Raw genomic sequence first — 15,114 nt, forward strand, 5'->3', positions numbered from 1 at the left:
TCACCGCGCGACCTGTGCTAGGCAAGGGTTCCCAGTTCGAGTGTCTTGGGAGACGCGCCCCATGGTCCATCCGGTCTACGCCGACCTGCCCACCACCATCTTCGAGGAGATGAGCGGCCTGGCCCGCCAGACCGGGGCGATCAATCTGGGCCAGGGATTTCCGGACGACGCGGGTCCGATGGCCCTGCGCCGGAAGGCCGGCGAGGCGCTGATCACGGGCACGAACCAATATCCGCCGATGCGCGGCCTGCCCGACCTGCGCCAGGCGGTGGCGGCGCACTACGGCCGGACCCAGGGGCTGGACCTGGATTGGGAGAGCGAGATCGTCGTCACCTCCGGCGCGACCGAGGCCCTCGCGGCGGCCCTCCTCAGCCTGATCTCGCCGGGCGACGAGGTGGTGCTGTTCCAGCCGCTGTACGACGCCTACCTGCCGATGGTGAAGCGCGCGGGAGGGGTTCCGAAGCTGGTGCGCCTGACCCCGCCGCACTGGCGGTTCGACCGCGCCATGCTGGAGGCCGCCTTCAGTGATCGGACGCGGATGGTGGTGCTGAACACTCCGCTGAACCCCGCCGGGGTGGTCACGCCCGACGAGGACCTGGCCCTGCTGGCCGAGTTCTGCGTCAGGCACGACGCCGTCGCCGTCTGCGACGAGGTGTGGGAGGCCGTGGTTTTCGACGGTCGCCGGCACCGGCCGCTGATCGGCTATCCGGGCATGCGCGAGCGCACCGTGAAGATCGGCTCGGCCGGCAAGATGTTCGGCATGACCGGCTGGAAGGTCGGCTTCCTGTGCGCCGCCCCCGCCCTGACCAAGGCCCTGGCCGGCGCCCACCAGTTCCTGACCTTCACCACCCCGCCCAACCTGCAGGAGGCGGTGGCGTTCGGGTTGCGGGACCCCGGCGACTGGTTCGAGGCCATGCCCGCCGGCCTGCAGCGCTCGCGCGACCGCCTGGCGGCGGGCCTGCGCGACGCCGGCTTCACGGTGCTGGACAGCGGCGGGACCTATTTCCTCAACGTCGACCTGAAGGCCTCGGGGATCGACGAGGACGACCGGACCTTCGCCCTGCGCGCCGTGCGCGACCACGGGGTGGCCAGCATCCCGGTCTCGGCCTTCTACGCGGAAGACCCGGTGCGCCACATCCTGCGCCTCTGCTTCGCCAAGGCGGACGACACGCTGGATGAGGCGGTGCGGCGGTTGGCGGCGGCGCGGGGCTAGGCCGGCTTCTCCCACTCCATCACGACGTACCAGGGCACGCCGCGATAGCGCTCGGCCTTGGCCGGGTCGCCGCCGACCGGCGCCGGCTCGTCGAAGTGGGTCAGGCGCAGGCCCGCGCCCAGGAAGGCGGCCATGTAGGCCGACAGGGGCCGGTGCCAGTTGACGATCCGGATGCCCCGCCAAGCCTCCCAGCTGGACCGCTGTTCCAGATAGCGGTCGATCCGCACGCCCGGACTGTTGACCCAGCGCTCCAGGATCGGGGCGTCGATCCGGGCGGTCGCGAAGCTGGTCAGGTTGGCGACGAACAGGGTTCCACCCGGCGCCAGCACCCGGGCCATCTCGGCGATCGCCGCTTCGAAGCCGGGGATGTCGATGAGGCTCAAGCAACTGACGACCAGGTCGAAGCCCGCGTCCTCGAACGGCAGGGCCTCGGCGACGCCCTCCACATAGCGTCCCTCGGGGTGCGACCGTCTGGCTTGGTCCAGCAGGGCTTGTGTCGGGTCCAGCCCGATCGTTTCGATGCCGAAGCCCGACAGCATCCGACACAGCCGTCCTTCGCCGCAGCCCACGTCCAGGGCCTTGCGAAAGCCGCGCTCGCCCAGCCGTTGGCGGATCACGGGATCGAGCACGTAGCGACGGCCGTAGTCGCCGTGCTCGCCCATGTCGGCGATCCAGGCCGCCGCGGATTCAGCCCAGCCATTCGAGTTTGGATCGTTGGAGAAAGGCGGGTCGCTCATGCCGCCTCAATAGCACGGCGACGCTCCGAGCTCAGCCTCAGGCCGCGATCGCCTCGGCCGTCGGGCCGAACACCTCGTAGTGCACCCGGTCGGCCGGCACGCCGGCGTCCGTCAGCCCACTGACGAAGGCCTTCAGGAACGGCGTCGGGCCGCACAGGTAGAAATCCGCCTCGGCGAACGGGGTGTTGGCCTTCAGCCAGTCTATGGTGATGAACCCGTCGACGTCGTGGCTCTCACCGGCCCGGTCGCCCGCCAAGGGGTGGCTGTAGAAGGTGGTCACCGAGACGCCGCCGTGGTCCTTGGCCAGGGCGCGGACGTGGCCGTCCAGGGCGTGGACCTTGCTGTTCAGCGCCCCGTGCACGAAGTGGGCTTCCAGCTCCGGATGTTCCTTGGCGATGTGCTCGACCATGCTGACCATCGGCGTCAGGCCAACGCCGCCGCTGAGCAGCACCACCGGACGGGCCGGCTGGTCGGCCAGGAAGAAGTCGCCGGCCGGCGGGGTGGCCTGCAGGATGTCGCCGATCCGGGTCTGGTCGTGCAGGAACCGCGAGGCCGCGCCCAGGTCCTCGCGCTTGACCGAGATGCGGTAGCTCTCGCCGTTCGGCCCGGCCGAGATCGAGTAGTTGCGCTTCTCGCCGGCGAGGTCGGCGGAGTCGAAGCGGAAGGTCAGGTACTGGCCCGGCTTGTGCGGGATCACCTTGCCGCCGTCCGCGGGCCGCAGCACGAACGAGGTGATCACCGCGCTCTCACGGACCTTCTCGGCCACCACGAAGTCGCGCCAGCCGGTCCAGCCGCCTTCGAAGGCCTCGATCTCCGTGCGGATCGCCGCCTCGCGACCGATCAGGATGTCGGCCAGGAACCAGTAGGCCTCGCCCCAGGCGCCCAGGATCTCGTCGGTGGCGGCGTCGCCCAGCACGTCCTTGATCGCGCCCAGCAAGGCCTTGGCCACGAACGGATAGTGCTCGGCCAGGATGTGATAGCCGACGTGCTTGTGGGCGATGCGCTCGACCACCGGCAGCACCACGCCCAGATTGTCGATGTTCTGGGCGTAGGCCAGGATCGCCCCGGCCAGGGCCTTGGGCTGGGCGCCGGTCGCCTGGTTGGCGTGGTTGAACAGCGCCTTGATATGGTCGTCCTGGAACAGCCGGGCGTACATCGCCAGGGTGATCGCCTCGCCGTGTTCGGCCAGGGCCGGAACCGTGGCCTTGACGCGCGCGATCGTCTCCGCGCTGAGCGCAGCCGCCATTGTCTCTCTCCTCGTTCGGGTTCGGTGTTTCGGTCCGGCTAGAGCGCCGGAGGGTGGTCGTAGAACTCGACCTGCATGCGCATCGGCCCGACCGGCTCGACGTGATGAGGTTCCTGGGGCCGCACCAGGCCCGGCGTGCCCGGCGACAGGATGACGTCCTGGTCGTGGGCCTCGATCCGGTAACGGACGCAGCCCTCGAGCACGCGGATCACGCCCCAGACGCCGTCCTTGGTGGTGTGCGCCTGGCGCAGGCCTTGCGGCAGGGTCCGCTCGTCGAAGACCGGGGTCGAGCGATAGGGCTTGGAGACCTCACGCGGAATCGTTTCGCTCTTGGCGGCCTCGGCCTTGGACAGGCGGAAATGGAGGGCCGCGTCCAGGCTCTGGGCGATGCGCGCGGCCTTGGCCTGCATGACCGCGGCGACCGGCGGCGACATCATCTCGTCGGTGGTCTGAGTCCACAGCGCCAACCAGTGGCCGAACATCTCCGACGGGATGCGCGCGGCGTGCTGCAGGTGGACCGCCATCGGATTGCCCTTGTAGCGGCCGCTGGTCAGCATCACCGACGACCAGAAGTCGGCCAGGGTCCCCAGGTGGTGATCCCAGTCCTGAACGGCGTCGTTGAACACCGGGCCCAGCTCGGCGTCGGCGCGGACGCGGGCGTAGAAGCGCTCCAGCAGCGCCGGCAGAGCGGCTTCGATCTCGGCGGCTTGGGTCGGGTCCATAGGGGAGCCTAATTGATGCGTCAAAAATGCATCTATAAGGCCGCGACGAAACATGCAATGAAAATGCCTGTTTTACGTATTCGCCCTTAGTCCGTCCCGGCGGGGCGCGTGCCCGGAGTCCCGATGCGGCTGACGCGCTACACCGACTACGCCATGCGGGTGCTGCTGCACCTGGCGGCGCGCGACGACGGCGACCTGTCCTCGATCGGCGAGATCGCGGCCCTCTACAAGATCTCGCAGAACCACCTGATGAAGGTGGTGCAGGATCTGGGCAAGGCCGGCTTCGTGCGCACGGTGCGCGGCCGCGGCGGCGGCATCGCCCTGGCCCGTCCGGCCGACCAGATCGTCGTCGGCCAGGTGGTGCGCCAGACCGAGGAGGGCTTCCAGCTGGTGGACTGCAGCAGCTGCGTGATCGCCCCCGCCTGCACCCTGCCCCGCGCCCTCAACGAGGCGACGGCGGCGTTCATCGCGGTGCTGGACAAGTACACGCTGGAGGACCTGCTGGATCAGCGCCACCAGATGCGGGCGCTGTTCGGGATCACCGAGCCGGCGGCCTTACCGGCCTAGCGCTCAGAACCAGCCGGCCGCCTTGACGGTCGGCGCATGGGTGCGGCTGACCGGAGCCGCCAGGCCGCCCGCCAGGCGCAGTTCGCCGCCGCCGCGCCGCCAGCGCACGCCCTCCACCGCCTCGGCCGCCACCCACCACGAGCGGTGGGTCTGGAAGCCGTGCGCGCCGGACAGCTCGTCCAGGGCGACGGCGAAGCGCAGGGTGACCATCTCGGCCCCGGCGTCGGTGTGGACCCGCAGGTAGTGGTCGTCGGCCTCGACCGCGATCAGCCGCGCGCCGCGCCGCTTCGCCGACAGGCGCCGGCGGAAGGCCGCCTCGGCCTCGGGCAGGGGCGGCTCGACCACCACCCGGGTCTCGACCACCGCCGACGGCCGGCGCCAGACCAGGGCCCGGACGGCCATGACCGGGACCGAGATCAGGAACACCTGCCACAGCAGCGGCCAGTACCGCGACGCGACGATCGGCGCGCCGACCACGAGGCGATCGGACACCAGCACCCACAGGGCGGTCGGCGGCGTCATCAGAACGGCGGTGACCAGCAGCCGCCGCCAGAAGACGCCCGCCCGGCGTCCGACGGTCTCGTCGATCAGGATGCCGATCAGCCCGCCGCCGACGATGCACAGCACCCAGTAGGCGTAGGCCTGGCGCGGCGCCAGGTGCTCGCTGCCGAACGGGCCGACCGCGCCCAGGAACAGGCCCATCGCCAGCAGCAGCGCCAGGTCCGCGCCGCCGCGCTGAAGGATCGCCCGCAGGTCCGTCACCCCGATCTAAGCCTCTCGCCCAAAAGCCTCTCATCATGGCGCGGCGCCGTTCGCGCAGTATCGGCGCCGCTCACGCAACCTCGCCTAGCGCCGGTCGGCGAGCTTCGCAATCTCCGCCAAACCTCGGAGACCGACATGACCCGCCTGCTGAACCGAAGCCTCTGGACCCTGTACGCCCTGCTGAGCGCGGCCGTGGCGATCTTCTCGTACCGCTATCTGCCGAGGATCGGGCCGCTGGGCCCCGAGATCCTGGCCAACCTGTTCGCGCGGCCCTGGCTGGACGTCCACGTGGCGGGCGCGGCGACGGCGCTGCTGGTCGGCCCGCTCCAGTTCCTGCCCTGGGTGCGCCGACGGTTCCCCGCCCTGCACCGGACGCTGGGGCGGGTCTATGTGATCGGCTGCCTGGCCGGCGGGGTCGGCGGGCTGGTGATGGCCTTCGGCTCGACCGCCGGCCCGATCGCCACGGTCGGTTTCGCCAGCCTGGCGGTCTGTTGGATCACGGCCAACGTCCAGGGCTGGCGCCTGGCGGTGGCGCGCCGCTTCGACGACCACCGCGCCTGGATGCTGCGCTCGTTCGCCATGACCTTCGCCGCGGTCACCCTGCGGATCTACATCGTGGTGCTGCCGATGATGGGCGTGGCCGAGATCGACGCCTACCGCGCCTCGGCCTTCCTGGCCTGGATCCCGAACCTGCTTCTGGTCGAGCTGTATCTGCGCGGCCGCCGCGAGCGCGCCGTGGCCGCCTAGGCCAGCGCGGTCTCGCCGACCGCCGGCGCGACGCCGCGCCGGTCCAGCACCTGGACCATCACCGACAGCAGGTCGCGCAGGTCGATCGGCTTGGCGATGTGGGCGTCCATGCCCGCCTCCAGGCAGGTGTCGATCTGGGTGCGCATGACGTCGGCGGTCAGGGCGATGACCGGCAGGCCGGTCCAGCGCGGGTCGCGGCGCAGGCGGCGCGTGGCCTCCAGCCCGTCCATCACCGGCATGTTGACGTCCATCAGCACCAGGTCGAAGGCCTCGGCCTCCAGGGCGTCCAGGGCCTCGCGGCCGTTCTCGACCTCGACCAGGTCGCAGTCGAACGGGGCCAGGAACAGCTTGATGACCCGGCGGTTGACCGGGTGGTCGTCGACCACCAGCACCCGGCGGCCGTGCAGGGGCGACAGCGTCTCGTCCTCGCTCGGGGCGCCGAAGGCCGGGGCCCCGGTCTCGATCGTCCCGGCGGCCGCGACGTCGACCTGGAAGTCCAGCATGAAGGTCGAACCGTGGCCCTCGCGGCTGTCGACCCGGATCTCGCCGTCCATCAGTTCGGCCAGGCGGCGCGTGATGTTCAGGCCCAGGCCCGTGCCGCCGAAGGTGCGGGTGGTCGAGGCGTCGGCCTGGGTGAAGGCGCCGAACAGCTTGGACAGGGTGGCCGGGGTCATGCCGATGCCGGTGTCGGCGACGGTCAGGCTGATCGCCGTGCGCCCCGTCAGCGGATCGGGCGCCCAGTCCAGGGTCACGTCCACCCGGCCCACCACCGTGAACTTCAGGGCATTGGACAGCAGGTTGGCCAGGCATTGGCGCACCCGCACGGCGTCGAACAGCAGCATCGGCGGCGGGTCGCCCGCCACGGCGAAGGTCAGCTCGACGCCCTTTTCCCGGGCGGTCGGCTGGTAGCCCCCCACCAGGCGGGCGCAGACCCCGACCAGGTCGCCGGCGGTGGGGGCGATCTCCAGCTTGCCGGCCTCGATCTTGGACAGGTCCAGGATATCGTTGAGCAGCACCAGCAGGGTGTCGCCGCTGTCGATCATCAGCTCGACCTGCTCGCGTTGGCGGGCGTCCAGGGCCTCGCCGCGCAGGGCCTGGGCCATGCCCAGCATGCCGTTCAGCGGCGTGCGCAGCTCGTGGCTCATCACGGCCAGGAAGGCGGACTTGGCCTCGTTGGCCGCCTCGGCCCGGCCGCGGGCGTCCTTCAGCCGCATCGACGCCCGGCGCAGGTAGAAGCCCCAGGCGACGCCGCCCAGCACCAGCACGCCCAGCAGCATGGCGATGATGATCGAGGCGTGCGCCAGGCGGCGGTTCAGCTCGACCTCGGCGGTCAGCCGGCGGCTCTCGTCCCGCTTGGACTTCAGTTCGGTCTCCAGGGCCGAGGCCATCTGGGCGCCGTTGCGGGTCAGGGCGGCCTGGGTCTTCTCGTGGTCCTGCCGCCGCCACTGGTCCAGGTCGCGGAAGGCCTCCTCGCCGCGATGCTCGGCCAGGGCGATATAGGCGCTGACCAGCAGCTCGGCCTGGGGATCACGCTCCAGGGTCTCCAGGGGGATGGCGCGCGCCACGTCCAGATCGGCCCGGGCGGCGGCGGCCTGGCCCAGCTCGGCCCGCGCCTGAGCCCGCAGCCGCAGGCTGAGGCCGGTCAGGCGGTTGGTCGGATGGTCGATCTCGAAAGCGCCCGCTTCCAGGCACTTGAGGACCCGGCCCGGCGCGTGGCGCGCGCTGGCGATGCGGGCGCAGAGATAGCGATCCCAGGTCTTCAGGTCGGGATCGCCGGCGGCCTCGGTCATGTGGTGGTGCACGCCGGCGAAGTGCTCGGCGGCGTCCAGCTCGCCCACCTCGGCGGCGGTGTAGGCGATGTCGTAGATCCGCTCGACCTTGCGCATGTAGAAGGCGTTGCCCTCGTCCAGGCGAGCGGCGGCGCTCATGTGGTCCAGCGCGCCTTCCTTATCGCCGATGTAGGACAGGGTGTAGGAGTGCACCTGGTGGGCCTCGGCCAGCATCGGCCGGGCGACGGCGCCCTTGCGTTCCAGCTGGCCCATGACCTCGGTCGCCAGGCGCGAGGCCTCGGCCCAATGGCCCGAGCGGCCCAGGCTGCGGATGCGCTCGATGGCCGCCATCATCCAGATGTTCGGGCCCGAGCGCTCCAGATAGCGCACCCAGTCGGCGTCGTTGAACGTGCGGAAGCCGCCGGACTCGTGGCGGTAGGCCGTGGTCAGCAGGTCGACCAGGTTCAGCAGCTCGGCGTCGTTGTCTTCCTTGGCCAGGCGGCGCACGCGGCGGGTCCAGTCGTCGAACTGCGGCTGCACCTGGTTGCTCTTGTAGGCGTAGAGCACCGACCACAGGCCGTAGAGGCGCTTGTCGCCGTGCTGCTTCAGGGCCCGGCGTCCGACCCGCTCGATGTCGTCGTTCTCGCGGGCGGGGGGCTTGATCTCGTCGCGGCTGATCTCGCGGTACAGGGCGTCCAGCTTGGCCGACTGCTGCGAACGGGCGAACGCCGTTCCGCCGCTCGCGACGAACAGGGTTGCGATCGCCGCGAGGAACAGGACGTAGCGCCGCAAGCCGTGGTTTCCTGGTGAACCTTGGCAAGGTACGAAAACGGCCTGTATCCAAAGTTAAGATCGGCGCGGCGCGACGTTCTGTCCCCGGATGACTCCGCCAGGGGCAAATATCGCCCTTTCGCGGCGTCGTCCGCCCGACCTCGCGGCGCCCTTAGATCGTGGCGCCGCCGTCCACCACCAGGGCCTGGCCGGTCATGAAGCTGCCCGCCTTCGAGGCCAGGTAGACGGCCGCCCCGGCCAGTTCGTCGGGCTCGCCGATCCGGCGCAGCGGCACGCCCTTGGTCGAACGCTCCAGGGTCGCCGGGTCGTCCCACAGGGCCTTGGCGAAGTCGGTCTTGATCAGGCCCGGCGCGATGCAGTTGACCCGCACGTTGTCGGGGCCGAACTCGTGGGCCAGGTTGCGGGCCAGCTGGAAGTCGGCGGCCTTGGAGATGTTGTAGGCCCCGATGATGGCGTTGCCGCGCAGGCCGCCGATCGAGCTGACGATGATGATCGAGCCGTCCTTCCGCTCGCGCATCTCCGGGGCGACCATCGAAATCAGCCAGTGGTTGCTGATGATGTTGTTGTCCAGGATCTTGCGGAACTGGTCGTCGGCGATGCCGGACAGCGGGCCGTAATAGGGGTTGGACGCGGCGTTGCAGACGCAGATGTCGATCTTCCCGAACGCCTTGCGGGTCTCGTCGACCAGCCGCTGCAGGTCCTCCTTGGAGCCGATGTTGGCCGGGACCGAGATCGCCGTCCCCTCGCCGTGCCGGGCGTTGATCTCGGCCGCGACCTCGTCGCAGGGACCGGCCTTGCGCGACGAGATCACCACCTTGGCCCCGTGCTCGGCCATGCGTTGGGCGATGGCCTTGCCGATGCCGCGCGAGCTGCCCGTGATGATCGCCACCTTGCCGGCGAGGTCGAAGAGGTTGGTCATGGCGGGCTCCCGGCAAACATCAAAACGATTGTTTGAATTGCCGGCACATTGGGAGGAAGGCCCGCCCAGGTCAAGCCTTCGCCGAAGCGGCCTCAGAACCGGTAGGTGAAACCGAACAGCGGACCCTTCAGGTCCAGGTCGACGTTGCGACGGCCCTTGTCGTTCTCGAAATGCAGGAAGCGATAGCCGCCCATCAGCCGCCAATGGCTGGACGCGTCGTACTCGACCATGCCCTGGCCCTGCCAGCTGGTGGTGTCGCTGCCCCAGCCGCTGTCGATCTGGCCCATAAAGCCCCACTTGCCGTACTGGCCGCGGGCCCGCGCGCCGATGACGCCGTCGAACCAGTTGGTGTCGGCGCTGGCGTCGATCAGGTCGGTGTTGGGCGCGCTGAGCGTGAAGTCGGTCTCCAGCCAGTAGCCCCGGACGCCGGCGGTCAGGTCCACGTCCCATTTGTCGCCGTCGACGACGCGGTAGAAGCCGTTCACGCTGCCGACCATCGCCTTGGTGTCGAGGTCGGGCTTCAGGGGCAAGGCCGGCGGCAGCTCGACGTCGTCGCCGAAGCCGATGTCGACATAGGCGAAATCGACCAGGGCCCCGACCCGGTCCTTGCTGAGTTCGGCCACGCCGAAACCGAAGAACTGCAGGTTATCCAGGATATTGCCGTCGCCCAGCACCGGCGTGGGCCGGTCGGGGTTCAGCCCCAGCGGCCCCTTGACGGTGGGCAGCCAGACATAGGTGCCCATGCGGAACGTCACGTCGTCGTCGGCCCTGGCCTCGACGGCGCTCGCCCCCAGGACCAGCGCCGCGGCGCAGCCCAGAACCACCGCAACCTTCATCAACCCGCTCCCTGGCGACCCGGGGAGAGCCTGAACTGTCCAGCCGAGGGGTAAATCAGGTGAACACCCGAGACCGGCCTCGGCTTCCCGCCATCGACTCGCGGTCTCGACAAAAGTTCGCACCCGATGTCGGATCGCCGACGTCGGGGCCGTCCTTCGGGCGCAACACCCCACTCCCTTGGAGAAACGCCATGGACACCCCCGCCCCTTCGCCCGTCGCCGACCGCGAACTGGTGCTGACCCGCGTCCTCGACGTGCCCGCCGACAAGCTGTTCAAGTGCTGGACCACGCCCGAGCGCATGCACGAATGGTTCTGCCCCAAGCCCTGGACCGTCTCGCACGCCGAGATGGACATCCGCCCCGGCGGCTCCAGCCTGATCGTCATGCAGGGCCCGAACGGCGAGGAGGTCCCCAACCCGGGTCTCTTCCTCGAGGTCGTTCCGAACAAGCGCCTGGTCTTCACCGACGCCTTCGCCTCGAACTGGGTCCCGGCCGGCAAGCCCTTCATGGTCGCGACCATCGAGTTCGACGACCTGGGCGACGGCACGACCCGCTACACCGCCACCGCCCGCCACTGGACCGTCGAGGACCGCCAGACCCACGAGCAGATGGGCTTCCACGAGGGCTGGGGCATCGTCGCCGACCAGCTGGCCGAGGTGGCCAAGACGTTCTGATCAGAACCTAAATTCCGCTCATCCCGGCGAATGCCGGGACCCAGATGGAACGGCGTTGGGGCCGACGCCATTAGCGCTGAGCCTCTCCAATCATTCGCACCGTTTGGGATCTGGGTCCCGGCATTCGCCGGGATGAGCGGAGCTATTTGCCCCTCACGCGCACTTGCTCCACCCGTGCATGTCCAGGTGGAAGTGATCGTGATGCTCGGCGTTGAAGTCGGGGCTCAGCGTGGTGATGAACACCCGGCAGGCCCCGTCGCGCACGCGGCGCAGGAACTGGCCCTTGGGGCCGGGATCGTTCCAGTCGCGGGCCACGTAGACCGTCTGGCCGTCGGCCAGCCTGAAGCCGGCCAGATCGATGGCGTCGGCGGTGGCGTGCTCGCTGACCGGGCCGGCCGTCCTGCCGTACTGCCGCCGGCACGAATAGGTGCCGTAGTGCTCAAGGCCCACCACGCCCTGGCCCAGCACCTCGTAGGCGGCCGGCTGCACCACCTGGCGCTCCCAGATCGACAGGGCCAGGGCCTCCTTGCAGACCATCGGCGCGTCCGTGGGCGACAGGCCGGCCATGCCGCCGTCGATCCTCAGGGCGTCGCGCACCGTGCAGAAGCCGCCGTCGGTCTTTTCCGGGACCTCCTCGTAGGACAGGCCCGCCTTGCGCAGGATCGCCCGGCAGGTGGCCGGATCGGCGCCGGCCCGCGCCGCCTTGATCCGCGTGGCCATGCCCACCGGATCGACGATGCTGAGCGGCTTCCACGGCAGGTGCTGGCGGGCGATGCCGCGCTCGGCCACCAGGGCCATCACCAGCACCAGAGACCACAGCAGGACGAGCGCCGTCAGCCCCGCCAGGCGGTTCTGGCGGCGCGTGCGGTGCTCGACGCTCTGATGGCGCGGAACGCGGTAGGCCATGGCGGGGGGAGCGCCCGAAAAGGTTAACGGCCAAGCCTTGCCTTAGGCGCGCGCGCCTTACAACCCTCTCCGGAGAGCGAAGACCACAAGGCTTGGCTTGGCGGCCGGAAAGGGCCATCTACCGCGTCCCGGAGACGCCCATGACCCCCACCAACAGCTGGCGCGGCCTGCTGAACGCCGAACTGGCCCCGCGCTTCGCCCTGCTGTGCCTGGGCATCTGGCTGAACGCCGCCGACACCCTGGTGACGGTGACGATCATGCCGAGCGTCGCCAAGGAGATCGGCGGCTTCCAGTATTTCGGCTGGTCGATCGCCGCCTTCCTGCTGGGCTCGATCCTGGCGGGGGCGTGCGCGGGCAAGCTGTCGATCCGCTTCGGACTGCGCCGCGCCACCGCCCTGGCGGGGGTGGTCTACGCCGTCGGCTGCGCCATGGGCGCCCTGGCCCCGGAATTCCTGACCTTCGTGGCCGGCCGCCTGGTCCAGGGCCTGGGCGCGGGGGCGATCGTCTCGCTGTGCTACGTGGCGATCAGCGCCATGTTCCCCGAAAGCCTGTGGCCGCGCGTCTACGGCGCCATCGCCGGGGTCTGGGGCGCGGCCACCCTGCTGGGCCCGCTGTGCGGCGGCCTGTTCGCCGAGGCCGGTTTCTGGCGCGGCGCCTTCTGGTTCTTCGTGGTCCAGGCGGTGATCTTCGTCGGAGCGGTGCTGGTCATGGTGCCCGGCGCGCCGAAAGCCCCGGAAGGCGGGCGCATCCCCAAGCGGCAGCTGGCCCTGCTGACCGTCGGCGTCACGCTGATCGCCGCCGCCGGGGTCGTGCCCGGTCAGGTCGCGGCCGCCGTCTGCGCGGCGTTCGGGACCCTGGCCCTGGCCGCCATGCTGCTGGTCAACGGCCGCACGGCCGAGCGCCTGCTGCCGCGCGCCGCTGGCGACCTGCGCACCGCGACGGGCCTGGGGCTGATGGTGATCTTCTTCTGCGAAGCCGCGACGGTCGGCTTCTCGGTCTACGGCCCGACCTTCATCCAGACGCTGCACGGCGCCGGCCCCCTGCTGAGCGGCTATGTGATCGGCGGCATCGCGGCGGGCTGGACGGCCCTGTCGTTCGTGGTGGCCGGCCTCAAGCCCAAACACGAGGGCCTGGCGATCCGCCTGGGCGCCGTGGTCATCGCCGCGGGCGTGGCCTGGGGCGCGTTCGAGATGGTGCGGGGCGGCCTGGTCGGGATCACGGCCTCGATGGTGCTGCTGGGCGCCGGCTTCGGGATCTGCTGGGCCTTCCTGGCCAAGCGGGTGATCGGCGGCGCGCCGCTGGAAGAACAGCCCCTGGCCTCGGCCGCCGTGCCCACCACCCAGCTGATGGGCGGCGCCACGGGCGCGGCCGCCGCCGGCGCCCTGGCCAACGCCCTGGGCTTCGCCCACGGGGTGACGCCGGAGGGCGGCCTGGCGCACGGCCTGCTGCTGTTCTACGCCTTCCTGCCGCTGGCGGTGATCGGCCTGCTGGCGGCGTGGCGGCTGGGGCGGGACCGACCCGCCGCCTAGGACCCGGTCCCGGCGCCGGGCTCGGCGTCATCGATCGTTTCCAGCAGGACGGGCCGATAGCCATAGGTTTCCGGGGGTAGGCGCAACTCCGAGAGGTCCCGGTCGAACCGCCGGCTCTGATCCTCCATCTCCTCCCAGGCGGTGGTGACGTTCTCCTCGTGGTCGACACCCCGGATCGGCACGACGAAAGGGCTGTCCAGCGGGACCGCGTCGCGGTGGAAATTCACGGCGGGATCCGCCTCGCGCAGGGCGTTCACCGCCAGGTCGTAGGTCAGGCAGGCGGCCGACATCTCGATCGTCACGTCGCCGCCGCGATGCTTCAGGTATGAGGGCAGGCCCGCCGCGCCCGGTCCCACGCGCAGCCGCAGCTTGAATTTCTCTCCCCGGGGTCGGGGCAGAATCTCCAGGATCTGGTCGAGGCGGATCGTTCCGCCCAGCGCGCGACTGTAGAGCCCCTCGGCGTCGATCCGCGTTTCCACCCTGACCGACAGGCCGCGCCAGGCGTCCCACGCCACGCTGGCGACGAAGCCCAGCACGACGAACAGGTCCAGCGCCAAGGCCAAGGCGTCGCCTGCGTCGAACGACGCGACCGCCATGCCGATCGCGCACCCCAGCCCGGCCAGCGGCAGGACCAAGGCCACCAGGCGCCGGAACCGGCGGGTCGGGCTGGTCAGCCAGACACCCGGCTTCGGCGAAGCGACGCGGTCCAGGCGCGGCCCCAAAGGCAAGGGCTGCTTCAGCGCCGCGCCGACGAGGTACAGGAACATGCCGCCCACCACCGAACCGGGCGTGCCCTGATCCACGGCCGTGACCAGCAGGACCCAGGGGATCGCGGGGGCGGCCTCGATCGCCAGCTCCAACGCTCGGGTGGGGACAGCCGCGCCGTCGGCGATCCTGCGCAAAGGGCTCATGGCCTAGAGATCGGCTTCGACGATGTCGGTCGCGCCGCGCACCGGCAGGACCAGGCCGGCCGAGCGCGGATGACGGACCTCCAGATCGGGGCAGGCCGCGCGCAGGGCGTCCACGGCCGTGATCGGTGAAAGGACCGTCGGCGACAGGTCCAGATCCAGGAAGCCGTTCCGCCGACGCACATAGTCCGGCAAGGTCGCAAGAGCCTCGGGCCTCAGCACGAGGCGCAACGACGAATCCGCCTTGTCCGGCCGGACGACGAAGTCGATGGCGCTCCACGGGACGACGCCCTTCCATTCGCGCGCGGAGACTCCGGTCCGGTCGACGGACAGCTCCAGGACGGACCTCCCCCTCCGTGCGAAGGCGGCCACCGCGAACGCCGTCAGGGCCGCCGCCACGCCGCACGCGCCGAGAAGCCTGGGCGTGTCGCCGATGCGCCAGGCGTAAACGGCCTGGTCGGCGAACCTGCAACCCCACCCCGCCAGCACCAGAGTCCATAGGCCGACGTCGATCCGAAGGGCCCGCGCGGTGCGCCACTTTCCCGACTGGACCGGGCGGCCTCGTTCCAGCCACGTCTTCACCTTCGGGCGCGAGAGCAGCCAGGAGACGACGAAGAGCGACACGGAACCAAGGCTTGGGAGTTCCATCGCCTGCGGCCTCATGGCGTCGAGCCACCGGCTCGTCCATGTGGCCCCGATCCCGAACCCGATCAGCAGCGCCCAGAAAGCGCCGGTCCGGAAACGCTCGGCCGTGGTGGGGGTATAGTCTGCGCCGAAGGTCGCCATG

At 70.4% G+C, this 15,114-nt stretch carries 15 protein-coding genes; 5 read left to right on the top strand and 10 right to left on the bottom strand.

Features of this window, described 5'->3' with window-relative positions; genetic code table 11:
- Positions 1 to 61: 61 nt before the first annotated feature.
- Positions 62 to 1,213: an aminotransferase gene (locus BR39_RS0117135; RefSeq protein ID WP_029914410.1), complete on the top strand. Its 1,152-nt coding sequence runs from the start codon at positions 62 to 64 to the stop codon at positions 1,211 to 1,213.
- On the opposite strand, the gene BR39_RS0117140 is transcribed toward BR39_RS0117135, so the two are convergent.
- Genes BR39_RS0117140 through BR39_RS0117150 form a run of 3 tightly spaced genes read right to left on the bottom strand, consistent with a single transcriptional unit; the run spans position 1,210 to position 3,918 of the window.
- Positions 1,210 to 1,950, bottom strand: coding sequence for a class I SAM-dependent methyltransferase (locus BR39_RS0117140; protein ID WP_029914412.1), 741 nt, complete (start codon positions 1,948 to 1,950; stop codon positions 1,210 to 1,212). The genes BR39_RS0117135 and BR39_RS0117140 overlap by 4 nt on opposite strands.
- Positions 1,951 to 1,987: 37 nt before the next feature.
- The gene (gene hmpA, locus BR39_RS0117145) at positions 1,988 to 3,196 is read right to left on the bottom strand and encodes an NO-inducible flavohemoprotein (RefSeq protein WP_029914414.1); all 1,209 of its coding nucleotides are present in this window, start codon (positions 3,194 to 3,196) and stop codon (positions 1,988 to 1,990) included.
- Between the two features lie 38 nt (positions 3,197 to 3,234).
- Positions 3,235 to 3,918 carry a DUF1971 domain-containing protein gene (locus BR39_RS0117150; protein ID WP_029914416.1) on the bottom strand — a complete coding sequence of 228 codons (684 nt, stop codon included), beginning with the start codon at positions 3,916 to 3,918 and terminating at the stop codon, positions 3,235 to 3,237.
- Positions 3,919 to 4,041: 123 nt separating this feature from the next.
- On the opposite strand from BR39_RS0117150, the gene BR39_RS0117155 reads away from it, so the two are divergent.
- On the top strand, positions 4,042 to 4,485 hold the full coding sequence (locus BR39_RS0117155; protein WP_029914418.1) for an Rrf2 family transcriptional regulator: 444 nt from the start codon (positions 4,042 to 4,044) through the stop codon (positions 4,483 to 4,485).
- 3 nt (positions 4,486 to 4,488) lie between these two features.
- Here the strand turns inward: BR39_RS0117155 and BR39_RS0117160 are convergent, their stop codons facing one another.
- On the bottom strand, positions 4,489 to 5,247 hold the full coding sequence (locus BR39_RS0117160) for a LytTR family DNA-binding domain-containing protein (RefSeq protein WP_231499490.1): 759 nt from the start codon (positions 5,245 to 5,247) through the stop codon (positions 4,489 to 4,491).
- Positions 5,248 to 5,382: 135 nt separating this feature from the next.
- On the opposite strand from BR39_RS0117160, the gene BR39_RS0117165 reads away from it, so the two are divergent.
- On the top strand, positions 5,383 to 5,994 hold the full coding sequence (locus BR39_RS0117165) for a DUF2306 domain-containing protein (RefSeq protein WP_029914422.1): 612 nt from the start codon (positions 5,383 to 5,385) through the stop codon (positions 5,992 to 5,994).
- Here the strand turns inward: BR39_RS0117165 and BR39_RS0117170 are convergent.
- The 3 genes from BR39_RS0117170 to BR39_RS25865 form a co-directional block, all read right to left on the bottom strand.
- Positions 5,991 to 8,555 carry a response regulator gene (locus BR39_RS0117170; protein WP_035018576.1) on the bottom strand — a complete coding sequence of 855 codons (2,565 nt, stop codon included), beginning with the start codon at positions 8,553 to 8,555 and terminating at the stop codon, positions 5,991 to 5,993. The genes BR39_RS0117165 and BR39_RS0117170 overlap by 4 nt on opposite strands.
- Before the next feature lie 151 nt (positions 8,556 to 8,706).
- Positions 8,707 to 9,474, bottom strand: a complete 768-nt coding sequence (locus BR39_RS0117175; protein ID WP_029914427.1) for an SDR family oxidoreductase — start codon at positions 9,472 to 9,474, stop codon at positions 8,707 to 8,709.
- Between the two features lie 92 nt (positions 9,475 to 9,566).
- Entirely contained in the window at positions 9,567 to 10,310 is a 744-nt protein-coding gene (locus BR39_RS25865) for a hypothetical protein (protein WP_029914429.1), read from the bottom strand.
- Positions 10,311 to 10,501: 191 nt separating this feature from the next.
- On the opposite strand from BR39_RS25865, the gene BR39_RS0117185 reads away from it, so the two are divergent.
- Positions 10,502 to 10,984, top strand: a complete 483-nt coding sequence (locus tag BR39_RS0117185) for an SRPBCC family protein (protein ID WP_029914431.1) — start codon at positions 10,502 to 10,504, stop codon at positions 10,982 to 10,984.
- Between the two features lie 153 nt (positions 10,985 to 11,137).
- Here BR39_RS0117185 and BR39_RS0117190 read toward each other — a convergent pair whose 3' ends face one another.
- Positions 11,138 to 11,890, bottom strand: a complete 753-nt coding sequence (locus tag BR39_RS0117190) for an extensin family protein (RefSeq protein ID WP_051695814.1) — start codon at positions 11,888 to 11,890, stop codon at positions 11,138 to 11,140.
- A gap of 140 nt (positions 11,891 to 12,030) precedes the next feature.
- Here BR39_RS0117190 and BR39_RS0117195 point away from each other — a divergent pair, with 140 nt between their 5' ends.
- Positions 12,031 to 13,419, top strand: coding sequence for an MFS transporter (locus tag BR39_RS0117195; RefSeq protein WP_029914435.1), 1,389 nt, complete (start codon positions 12,031 to 12,033; stop codon positions 13,417 to 13,419).
- On the opposite strand, the gene BR39_RS0117200 is transcribed toward BR39_RS0117195, so the two are convergent.
- Both BR39_RS0117200 and BR39_RS0117205 read right to left on the bottom strand, forming a co-directional pair.
- Positions 13,416 to 14,330 (bottom strand): hypothetical protein, encoded by a 915-nt coding sequence (locus tag BR39_RS0117200; RefSeq protein ID WP_156035805.1) that lies wholly within the window; start codon positions 14,328 to 14,330, stop codon positions 13,416 to 13,418. The genes BR39_RS0117195 and BR39_RS0117200 overlap by 4 nt on opposite strands.
- 3 nt (positions 14,331 to 14,333) lie before the next feature.
- Positions 14,334 to 15,113 (bottom strand): hypothetical protein, encoded by a 780-nt coding sequence (locus BR39_RS0117205; RefSeq protein ID WP_029914439.1) that lies wholly within the window; start codon positions 15,111 to 15,113, stop codon positions 14,334 to 14,336.
- Between the last annotated feature and the right edge of the window lies 1 nt (position 15,114).

The sequence above is a fragment of the Caulobacter sp. UNC358MFTsu5.1 genome (assembly GCF_000712075.1).
GTDB lineage: Bacteria > Pseudomonadota > Alphaproteobacteria > Caulobacterales > Caulobacteraceae > Caulobacter.

What these genes read in the sequence shown, in the direction of transcription:
- BR39_RS0117205 (WP_029914439.1), bottom strand. Translation starts at nt 15,113, where the DNA reads ATGGCGACCTTCGGCGCAGACTATACCCCCACCACGGCCGAGCGTTTC.
- BR39_RS0117175 (WP_029914427.1), bottom strand. Translation starts at nt 9,474, where the DNA reads ATGACCAACCTCTTCGACCTCGCCGGCAAGGTGGCGATCATCACGGGC.
- BR39_RS0117200 (WP_156035805.1), bottom strand. Translation starts at nt 14,330, where the DNA reads ATGAGCCCTTTGCGCAGGATCGCCGACGGCGCGGCTGTCCCCACCCGA.
- BR39_RS0117195 (WP_029914435.1), top strand. Translation starts at nt 12,031, where the DNA reads ATGACCCCCACCAACAGCTGGCGCGGCCTGCTGAACGCCGAACTGGCC.
- BR39_RS25865 (WP_029914429.1), bottom strand. Translation starts at nt 10,310, where the DNA reads ATGAAGGTTGCGGTGGTTCTGGGCTGCGCCGCGGCGCTGGTCCTGGGG.
- BR39_RS0117150 (WP_029914416.1), bottom strand. Translation starts at nt 3,918, where the DNA reads ATGGACCCGACCCAAGCCGCCGAGATCGAAGCCGCTCTGCCGGCGCTG.
- BR39_RS0117140 (WP_029914412.1), bottom strand. Translation starts at nt 1,950, where the DNA reads ATGAGCGACCCGCCTTTCTCCAACGATCCAAACTCGAATGGCTGGGCT.
- BR39_RS0117135 (WP_029914410.1), top strand. Translation starts at nt 62, where the DNA reads ATGGTCCATCCGGTCTACGCCGACCTGCCCACCACCATCTTCGAGGAG.
- BR39_RS0117165 (WP_029914422.1), top strand. Translation starts at nt 5,383, where the DNA reads ATGACCCGCCTGCTGAACCGAAGCCTCTGGACCCTGTACGCCCTGCTG.
- hmpA (WP_029914414.1), bottom strand. Translation starts at nt 3,196, where the DNA reads ATGGCGGCTGCGCTCAGCGCGGAGACGATCGCGCGCGTCAAGGCCACG.
- BR39_RS0117155 (WP_029914418.1), top strand. Translation starts at nt 4,042, where the DNA reads ATGCGGCTGACGCGCTACACCGACTACGCCATGCGGGTGCTGCTGCAC.
- BR39_RS0117190 (WP_051695814.1), bottom strand. Translation starts at nt 11,890, where the DNA reads ATGGCCTACCGCGTTCCGCGCCATCAGAGCGTCGAGCACCGCACGCGC.
- BR39_RS0117185 (WP_029914431.1), top strand. Translation starts at nt 10,502, where the DNA reads ATGGACACCCCCGCCCCTTCGCCCGTCGCCGACCGCGAACTGGTGCTG.